Genomic DNA, 7,938 nt, shown 5'->3' with positions numbered 1-7,938 from the left:
CCTTACCCATCGCCTGGGTAGCTAGGGTGGCGGCGTGAATAGTGTCGGAGCGAATAACCGAAGGGGGGATCTAAAAAGCCAATTTGCATGAGGCGCACGAGGGCATATTCAAAGCTGGTCAGTTCTTCCTCATGACCCTCCACCTCCACAAAGCGCTGCCCATCTGGTCCACCCTGCGAAGCGTGGTAAATCCTCTCGGCCACATTCATGGCCCTTTGCAAGGACACCTCTACCCCGGGGTAGCTCCCCTGCAGGAACTCAATCTGACGAGCATAGTCACAAGGGAGCGTCAGACCGTAGGGGCAGGACCGGAAACGCCCGTTCGGAAGGCAAGGGGGTATCCCGTCTCCGCCTAGAACATGTTGTTCCAAGCACGACCGCGTGGGCGGTGTCAGGATCAAAGCGACATGCGCGTGCCTTCCATCGCGCCCCGCGCGCCCTGCCTCTTGGTAGTAGCCCTCGAGACCGCTGGACATGGCGTGGTGGATGATATAGCGAATATTCCGCTTGTCCACCCCCATGCCATAGCCCTTTGTCGCCACCAGAAGGGGAAAGCGGTTCTCCTGGAAGCGGTCCTGGACTTCTCGTACCCTATCTTCCCAGTCAAAGATGATCTTTGGTTTGACAAAGGAAGAACCGCAACTACGGCAAGTGTTTTTTCCCCGATCTGCAAACCACTCGCTAGAACCGCATGAAGGACATACAGCCGGCTTTTTACTTGCGTAAACGTGCACCTGATCGCCAGAAGCCAAGCCCTCTTTGAGGAGGAAGCTTCTTATCGCGTGGACACCCTCCTCGAAAGTCTTCTGCCCACGAGGGTCGGCATAAATGGCAAAGATGACGCCGGCATGCGGGTACGAGGACTGCTTTGGCCTTCCTATAAGCTCCTTCCGTGGCACGCCCAGCGTCCGTGGAAGGATCTCGGTCAAGAGGTTTCTAAGAAGGTTCCTCTTTTGGTTCAGTCCGAGAGGAGCGGGATGGACAGAGAAACTCAGGTTGGGACGATCGCTACTGGCGAGTTGCTCCACAGCCCCCTCGGGGAGCCCCAGAACCCTCAGGATGTCCCTTCGAACGGGAGGAGAGGCCGTGGCCGTAAGCGCGATCAGGGGTAGCTTCCTCGGCGAAACCGCCTGGATCTCCTCGTAAAAGCCACGGATATGGAGATAGGCGGGCCGGAAGTCATGCCCCCACTCGGAGACGCAGTGCGCCTCGTCTACAGTTACCGCCGAGACAGGAAGGTTTCCCAGTTCCCTTCGGAATTCCTCAACGAACCCCTTGATGCGGATCCGCTCCGGGGAAAGGTACACAAGGCGGTAGCGCCCTTCCAACAAAGTCTTGGTCTTGCTCTCTTTGGCCGCGGCCTCGTCGTCGCTGGAAATCGAGGTGACCGCTGTGACGCCGATCCGCTGAAGGTTGTACACCTGATCCCGCATCAGGGCCCGAAGAGGAGAGATGACGATGTTCACCCCCGGGACGAGGAAGGAGTAAAGCTGGAAAATAAGAGACTTACCATAGCCCGTGGGCAACAGGGCAAGGCCGCTTTCTCCCCGTAGCGCCCGTTGCAAAAGACGAAGTTGGGCTTCCTTGAGCTCTGGCACCGGGAAAAACTTCCGGGCGAAGAAGTCCAGAACGAGGGCAGAAGATGCCGTCCCGACAAAGGGAGGAGTCCAAGATCCTCGTTCCTCTTCGTATTCTGCTTGGAAAGCGTCGGCCTCACGCGCTAGGGAAGCGATACGGTCCCAGGAGAAAACGTCAAGGACCCCTTCTTCAGGGGCTCCGTCGACAACTGAAAAGCCCTCAACCCGCCCGACCCAAAGCGGCAGGAGATCCCGGAAGGTCCTTGAAACGCTATCCGCGTCCAGCCGATAAACGCGAACTTCCGGTAAGGGAACGTCAACCCCGGCAAGCCGGCCCACGTTCAAAAGCGTGAAGTAAGCATCGGCGAAGGCCGCCTCCACCAAGGGGGTGGATGACTCTGGGTCCATAATTTGGACGGAACGTTCGCCCTCCCTGACCGCCTTTAAGAGGCGCGCAAAGGCCCCTTTCAGGGCGATGGGGTACCGCACCGGAAAGTCCACAAGCCAGTGGAGGGGCGAATAAGCGGGCCCCCTGGAAAGCCCCACCCCACCTTTCCTCAGGTAGCCCCCCAGGACTGGGTCGCTCTCGGCAAGCCTTATCAAGGCTTCACGGGCCTTTCCCGAGCGGATGTCGTCGTAGGCGATGGGAAAATACGCGACTCCCCGGAGCGTAAGCGACCGCTGACGGCTTTTTTCTCGCGCAAAGCGGTCCGGGCGCTCGTGGTAGCTCTTGCCTTCGATCTCTATGGCGTACGGCCTTTGACCGAAGAGGATGAAGTCAGCCCTGCGCTCTCCCCCCTCCTCGTCCAAGAAGCCCACCTGGGGCAACAAGAGGGCAAGCCCCTCGCTACCAAAGAGGGGAAGGTAAACCTCTTTTAGGAAGAGCACCTCGGCATAGTGCTCCTTCCCTTGAAGACGGTGCTTGCGCACGAAGTCGTCTAACGTTTCGACGGGAACGAACTCCCAGTCGCTCAAAGAAGCCCGAGATATGCGCTCATAAAGGAGCTCTTTGAGTCCTTCCTCTGAGGGCCACCAATGGGTGGCATAAGCGTAAGAGCGCCCCTCGTTTGGGGGCCGAGTAAGGAGAGCTTCTGCAAGATCGAACTCTAACCCAAACCGCTTCCCTACCGCTTGAAGGAGGGCCGTCTTGAGAGGAATGGGAAGAACCCCAAGGGGATCCTCAATCGTGGGGCCTTTAAACTCCGGCCCCAGGATCCGATAAGCCCAGTAGAAAACCCCTTCGTGGATCCTTGGCAAGACCGCCATACTGAACCCAGACGCGTTTAACCAAGCAGTTCCTTGAGCTCCGCTAAGAGCGCTTCTACCCTGGCCCGCTTTTCCGTGGGGAGAGCACTAAAATCCGTCTTCTTCAAGGCGTCGATGACGTCTCCATACCACGCCGCAGGCGCCTTCTCCTTCTTGAGGGCCGCCCGCACCCGGGCCTTCAGGTCCCGCAGGGAGAGGCCCGCCTTCACCTCCTCCAAGAGGGCCTTCCGCAAGGCCTCGTCTTTCACCTTCTTGAGCTCCAGGGCGGCGGTGTAGGGGATCGCCCCCTCCTCCAGGGCCGCCCTCAGGTCCTCAGGGAGGTTGAGGAGGGGGAGGCGGTTCTGCACGAAGCTTTCCCAGGTCATCCGCCCCAGGGCCTGGAAGACCTCCTCCACCCTCTGGGCCTCGGGGGAGGCCATAACGTTATGGCCCGCTTCCCCCCTTTTCTCCTTCCGCATCCGGCGGAGAAGCCCCACCACCTCCTCCACGGGCTTCCCCAAGTCTTCCGATAGGAGGGCGAGGACCCCCACGGTCTCCTCGTAGGGGTTCAGGTCCTCCCGCTGGAGGTTCTCCACCAGGGCGAAAAGCCTCGCCTCCTTTTCGGAGAGCTCCACCACCCGCACCGGGACCTCGGAAAGCCCCGCCATCCGGGCGGCCCGGTACCGCCTCTCCCCGGCCACGATGGCGTACCTCCCGTCCCCCAAGGGCCGCACCAGGAGGGGCTGGAGGACCCCTTTCTCCCGGATGCTCTCGGCGAGGGCTTCCAGGTTCTCAAAGCGCCTCCGGGGCTGGGCGGAAGGGACGAGAGCCTCGAGGGGAAGCGTCTTCCCCCCAGCCTGGACCGGCTTCCCCTCCATCTCCTCCAAGGCGGAAAGCGCCCTGGCCAGGAAGGGGTCCATGGGGCTCGGCTTGCGGCTCATCAGGCCACCTCCTTGTGAAGCTCAGCCTTGACCTGCTCCAGGATCCCCTCCAGAAAGTCCCCGAGGGCCCGCATCTCCCGCCGCACCTCCTCCCCGCCCACCGCTTGCACCGGAAGCCGCTGTACTTGAGCCTCCCGGTACACCGCCGGACGGCGCACCAAGGGGGGTGCTAAGGGGATCCGCCCTCCAAGGCCCTCGAGCTGGGCCAAAACCTCCCGGTCCCGGACCGTCCCTTCCAGCCCGTTAGGGATGAGGGCGCGGACGAAGGCGCCCCCGCCCCACATCCCCAGAGAGGCCAACCCCTCGGCGTAGTCCTGGGCCACGGAAAGCACCGTGGGCAGGGCCTGAAGGCCCTTGGGCGAGGCTTCCACGGGAACCAGAAGGCCGTCCCCGGCCATACCCGCAACTCCAGCCAGGGAGCCCAGAGAGGGCAGGGAGTCTACGAGGATGAGGTCGTACTCCTGCCGGAAGGCTTCCAGGGCTTTCCTCAGGGCGAACATCTTGTAGGGCTCCCGGATGAGGACAAGCTCGGCCCGGGCAAGTTCCACATGCGCGGGGATGAGGCTAACCCCCGGAAGCACCTCCCTCGGCCTGAAGCGTCCCTTACCCTCTAGGAGCCCGAGAAGGGTCTCCTCTACCGGAGCGTCCACGATGCCGAGCCAGGCGGAGAGGTTGGCCTGGGGGTCCACGTCCACGAGAAGAACGCGCTTGCCCCTAGAGGCCATCTCGTACCCCAGGTCCCGGGCCAGGGAGGTCTTCCCCGCCCCCCCGGCGTGGGTGAAGAGGGTGAGCACCACCCCTTCTCCCCCCGGGGCCTCCACCTCCTTGACCACGTACCAGTAGCGGCCAAGGCGCCGCGCGTTGAGTCTCCCCTCCTGGATCTGCTTGAGGGCGCCGGAGTAGGAGAGCCCCTGCTCCAGGGCCCAGTCCTTGAGGGGAATGAGGACGGTCTTCTTCATCTTGGAAGCAATATAACCCGCCTCACGCCGTGAGTCAAATCCCACAGCGGGTGTGTTCTAAATCACCCGGATAAGAGCCTTTCGGCCTCCCTGCCGTGGCCTCGAGGCCGGCGGGGACCACCCCCTCCTTCAGGAAGGATCGTCCCAGAGCCTGGCAGGCTCCACCTTCTTCGCCACGAGCCGCCGGGTCTTCAAGCGGGCCTCTCCCTCCACGTAAACCCCGCTTCCCACGGGGGGCAGGCCCTCGAGGAGGGAGAGGGGAGCCCAGAGGGTGAGGGTGAAGGGCTCCTTGAGGCGTCCCCCAGGATTGGGCCGCACCTCGAGGCCAAACCTCCCCTCCTCCCGGTCCACGAAGGCCACGCGGCCCTGGGCGGCCATCAAGGGGTGGCCCTTCCCGTCCCCCTTGGGTGCCCCAATCCGACCGAGGCGAAGAAACTTCTCCAGAAGGCCTTGGCCGTTCGTGCGGGGCCAAAAGGTGCCCCGGATGCGCGCCCCCACCCGCTCGGCCATGGGCCGGCCCCGGTGGACCCTAGGCAGGCGGAGGAAGCCCCCGTCCGGGAGGCGGAGGCGGTAGAAGGTGTAGACCTGGCCGTTCGGAGCCCGGCTCTCCTTCACGAAGACCTGCCCTTCCACGAGCACCACGGCGGCGTAGTGGGCGCCAAACCTTAGGGGAACCCGGCTCAGGGGGGGTGAAGGGGGCGTCGTGACCATTCCCCTCTACCCTAGCACACGGGCCCGGAGGACGCTCTCCCGGTCCACCAGGTAGGCCACTCCGTCCACCTCCACGAAGGCCTTGGCCCCGCCCCCGGTCCACCCGGCGAAGTACCCCCGCCTCCCGTCCGGGAGAAGGAGGAGGGCGTCCTTAGGCACCTCTTCGGGCGGGGGCGGGGGAGGGGAGGAGCGCTCGGGGGGGGCGAGGTCCTGGAGCAGGCGGTCCAGGTAGGCCGCGGGGTAGCGGACCACGCCGAGGTGGGCCCCCTCGAGGGTGCGCCCCAAGGCCTGGAGGAAGGCCTCCCCCAGGGGCAGGGCCTCCCGCTCCAGGCGCTCTAGGTAGGCCCGCCACAGGCCCTGGTGGGCGAAGCCCGGGCGGAAGACCCGGTAGAAGTCCTGCCAGAGCCCCGCTTCCTTGAGGCGGGCCTGGAGGCGGAACTTCGTGCCTTCCTTCACGAGCGCCGGGGAAGATCCAGAAGGGGAAGGAGGGGCCGAGGACGGCGAAGGAACCAGGAGGGTCGCCTTCCCTCCTCCCTCTGAGGGAGAGGCGGAGACCGCCCTTTCCTTCGGGACTTTGCGGTCAGCCTCCACCTCTTCGACCTCCTCCGCCTCCGCCGCCTGGGCGTGAGGATGAGGAGGATTTTTTTCTTCAGTAGTTGCTTCTCTTTCCTTTATTTCCCGCGCCGAGAGAAGCCCGTCCTGGAGGGTGTTTTCCTCGCCTTGGCCTTGCAAGGTTTGCAGGGGGGTCTGCACGGCGCGCACGGGGGCCTCAAGGTAGCTTCGCTGACCTGGGTCCTGCCCGGGCGGGGCATCGGAAAGCCACCACCCCGTGGCGTCCCGCTCCACCAGGCCCGCCTCCCAGAGGGCGAGGAGGGCCTTCTCCACGGTGCGCTGGTCCCGCCCGAGGAAGCGGGCCAGGTCCTTCGTGGAGGCCTTGTTGGAACGGAGGTTGCGGCGGGTGGCAAGGGCGAGGAAGACGGAGTGGGCGGTGGCCGACAGCTTAGCCGAGAAGAGCTTGTTCAAGAGGGGATTGGGAATAAGGGTGTAGCCGTTTGGCGCTTCCAGATGGGTCCAGCCGACTTGCGTTCCCACGGTCCTTTATGGGCCGCTTACCCCCGGCCCTGGGGCCCGTGGGGCTTCCACCCGGGTTGACATTTTCCCTTCCGCTTGGTACCCTCGGATTAGGGGATTGCGAGGGTACCAAGCTGGTTCCGGAGAAGGGATCGGGGGAAACCCCGGTCTTCCTACTTTTACCTACCGCTACGCGTCCTTAGGTGAACTCTCACCTCCTTAACCCTGGAGTCTAGCACGCTCCCCCCAGGGTTGGCTAGCCGCAACTAGAGGTTAGCATACACCACCCATTTTGGCAATACATGGCCTCTATAGCACCCGCCATCCCCGTACCAGGCCCAGGACCTCGGGGCGCTCCTCCTCGAGCCAGAGGGTGGGGAGCTCCGGGTGGAGAGGGTAGAGGGCCAGGGGGTCCCTCTCCAAGGCCTCGTGGGGGAAGAAGGCGGCGTAGCCACGGACTTTCCCTAGGTAGACGGCCTGGGGCTGGAGAAGAGGCCTGAGCTCCGTGAGGACCCAGACCCTCCGTGCGGTGGGGAAGGGGAGGTCCAGGGTGGCAAGCCACCTCCCCGGGACCTCCAGGAAGGCCAGGCGCTCCACCACCGCTCCCCGGGGGAGCTCCGCGGGGGCGAGGAAGGCCCGGGAGGCGGGCCTCTCCCTCTCCAGCTCCTCGGGGGAAGTGTAGACGGGGAGGGAGAAGGGGACGGAGCCCAGGTCGTCTCCGGGGACCTCTTCCCCCATGACCTCGGAGAGGGTGAGGCCGAGGGCCTTGGCGAGGCCCACCAGGTACTGGGCGGAAAGGGTCTTGGGGTCCACGGCGCCCCGCTCGATCTTGGCCATGAGGCTGGTGGAGAAGCCCGCCATGCGGGCGAGCTCTTCCTGGGTAAGGCCAAGCTCCCGCCGCCTCTCGCCGATGCGGAGGACGTGGCGGGGAAGGGGGCGTTTGCTGGTGCGCGGCATGACCACACGATACGGCCTGTCCTCTTCTGGCGCAACGGCAATTCTGGGAAGCGGTTGGGGCATAGCGCTTCCCGTGCGGGCGCAAGGGGGGTTCGTGCAGATTCTTCCGGGTAAACTGGCCCCGGTGGAACCGGCTTTCGCGATCTACGCGGACGAGTGTGGCCGCCGCCTCAAGGCGGAAAAAGGATTGGGACCCCTCAGGAAGTGATACGGGCGTGGTTCAGGGAACTTGTGGAAGGTCGCCTTTTTGCCCGGGGCGTGACCTCCGAGGTGTTCGCCTTTTTGAGGGATCCAGCTTCGTGGGAGCAGCTTTGGACCTCTCCCTAACGTACTAAGCCCGGGGAAACCCCGGGCCCAGTCCCTAGTTAACAGGGTGGCCGAGAGGGAAAGCCTTGTCAATGAGGTGCGGGCTTGCCTAGCAAATCGCCTTGTACCCCGGAGGGGGCGGGAGGAGGGAGAGAAGAACCCTAAGGCCGT

At 64.1% G+C, this 7,938-nt stretch carries 6 protein-coding genes; all 6 read right to left on the bottom strand.

Annotated features, from left to right (window positions below; genetic code table 11):
• Nucleotides 1–2: 2 nt before the first annotated feature.
• Nucleotides 3–2,834 (bottom strand): DEAD/DEAH box helicase, encoded by a 2,832-nt coding sequence (locus IEX93_RS11675; RefSeq protein ID WP_229906180.1) that lies wholly within the window; start codon nucleotides 2,832–2,834, stop codon nucleotides 3–5.
• 26 nt (nucleotides 2,835–2,860) lie between these two features.
• Entirely contained in the window at nucleotides 2,861–3,763 is a 903-nt protein-coding gene (locus IEX93_RS11050) for a ParB/RepB/Spo0J family partition protein (protein WP_188848244.1), read from the bottom strand.
• The gene (locus IEX93_RS11045; RefSeq protein ID WP_039457267.1) at nucleotides 3,763–4,722 is read right to left on the bottom strand and encodes a ParA family protein; all 960 of its coding nucleotides are present in this window, start codon (nucleotides 4,720–4,722) and stop codon (nucleotides 3,763–3,765) included. The genes IEX93_RS11050 and IEX93_RS11045 overlap by 1 nt, the downstream gene beginning before the upstream one ends.
• 129 nt (nucleotides 4,723–4,851) lie before the next feature.
• Nucleotides 4,852–5,433 (bottom strand): hypothetical protein, encoded by a 582-nt coding sequence (locus tag IEX93_RS11040; protein WP_188848243.1) that lies wholly within the window; start codon nucleotides 5,431–5,433, stop codon nucleotides 4,852–4,854.
• A 6-nt stretch (nucleotides 5,434–5,439) separates the two neighbouring features.
• Complete coding sequence (locus IEX93_RS11035) at nucleotides 5,440–6,525, bottom strand: hypothetical protein (protein WP_188848242.1); 1,086 nt, start codon at nucleotides 6,523–6,525, stop codon at nucleotides 5,440–5,442.
• A gap of 288 nt (nucleotides 6,526–6,813) precedes the next feature.
• Nucleotides 6,814–7,461 (bottom strand): helix-turn-helix domain-containing protein, encoded by a 648-nt coding sequence (locus IEX93_RS11030; protein WP_188848241.1) that lies wholly within the window; start codon nucleotides 7,459–7,461, stop codon nucleotides 6,814–6,816.
• Nucleotides 7,462–7,938: the final 477 nt, after the last annotated feature.

It is taken from the genome of Thermus composti (assembly GCF_014647535.1).
GTDB classification, from domain to species: domain Bacteria; phylum Deinococcota; class Deinococci; order Deinococcales; family Thermaceae; genus Thermus; species Thermus composti.
This window is presented reverse-complemented; position numbering and strand designations above follow the sequence as displayed.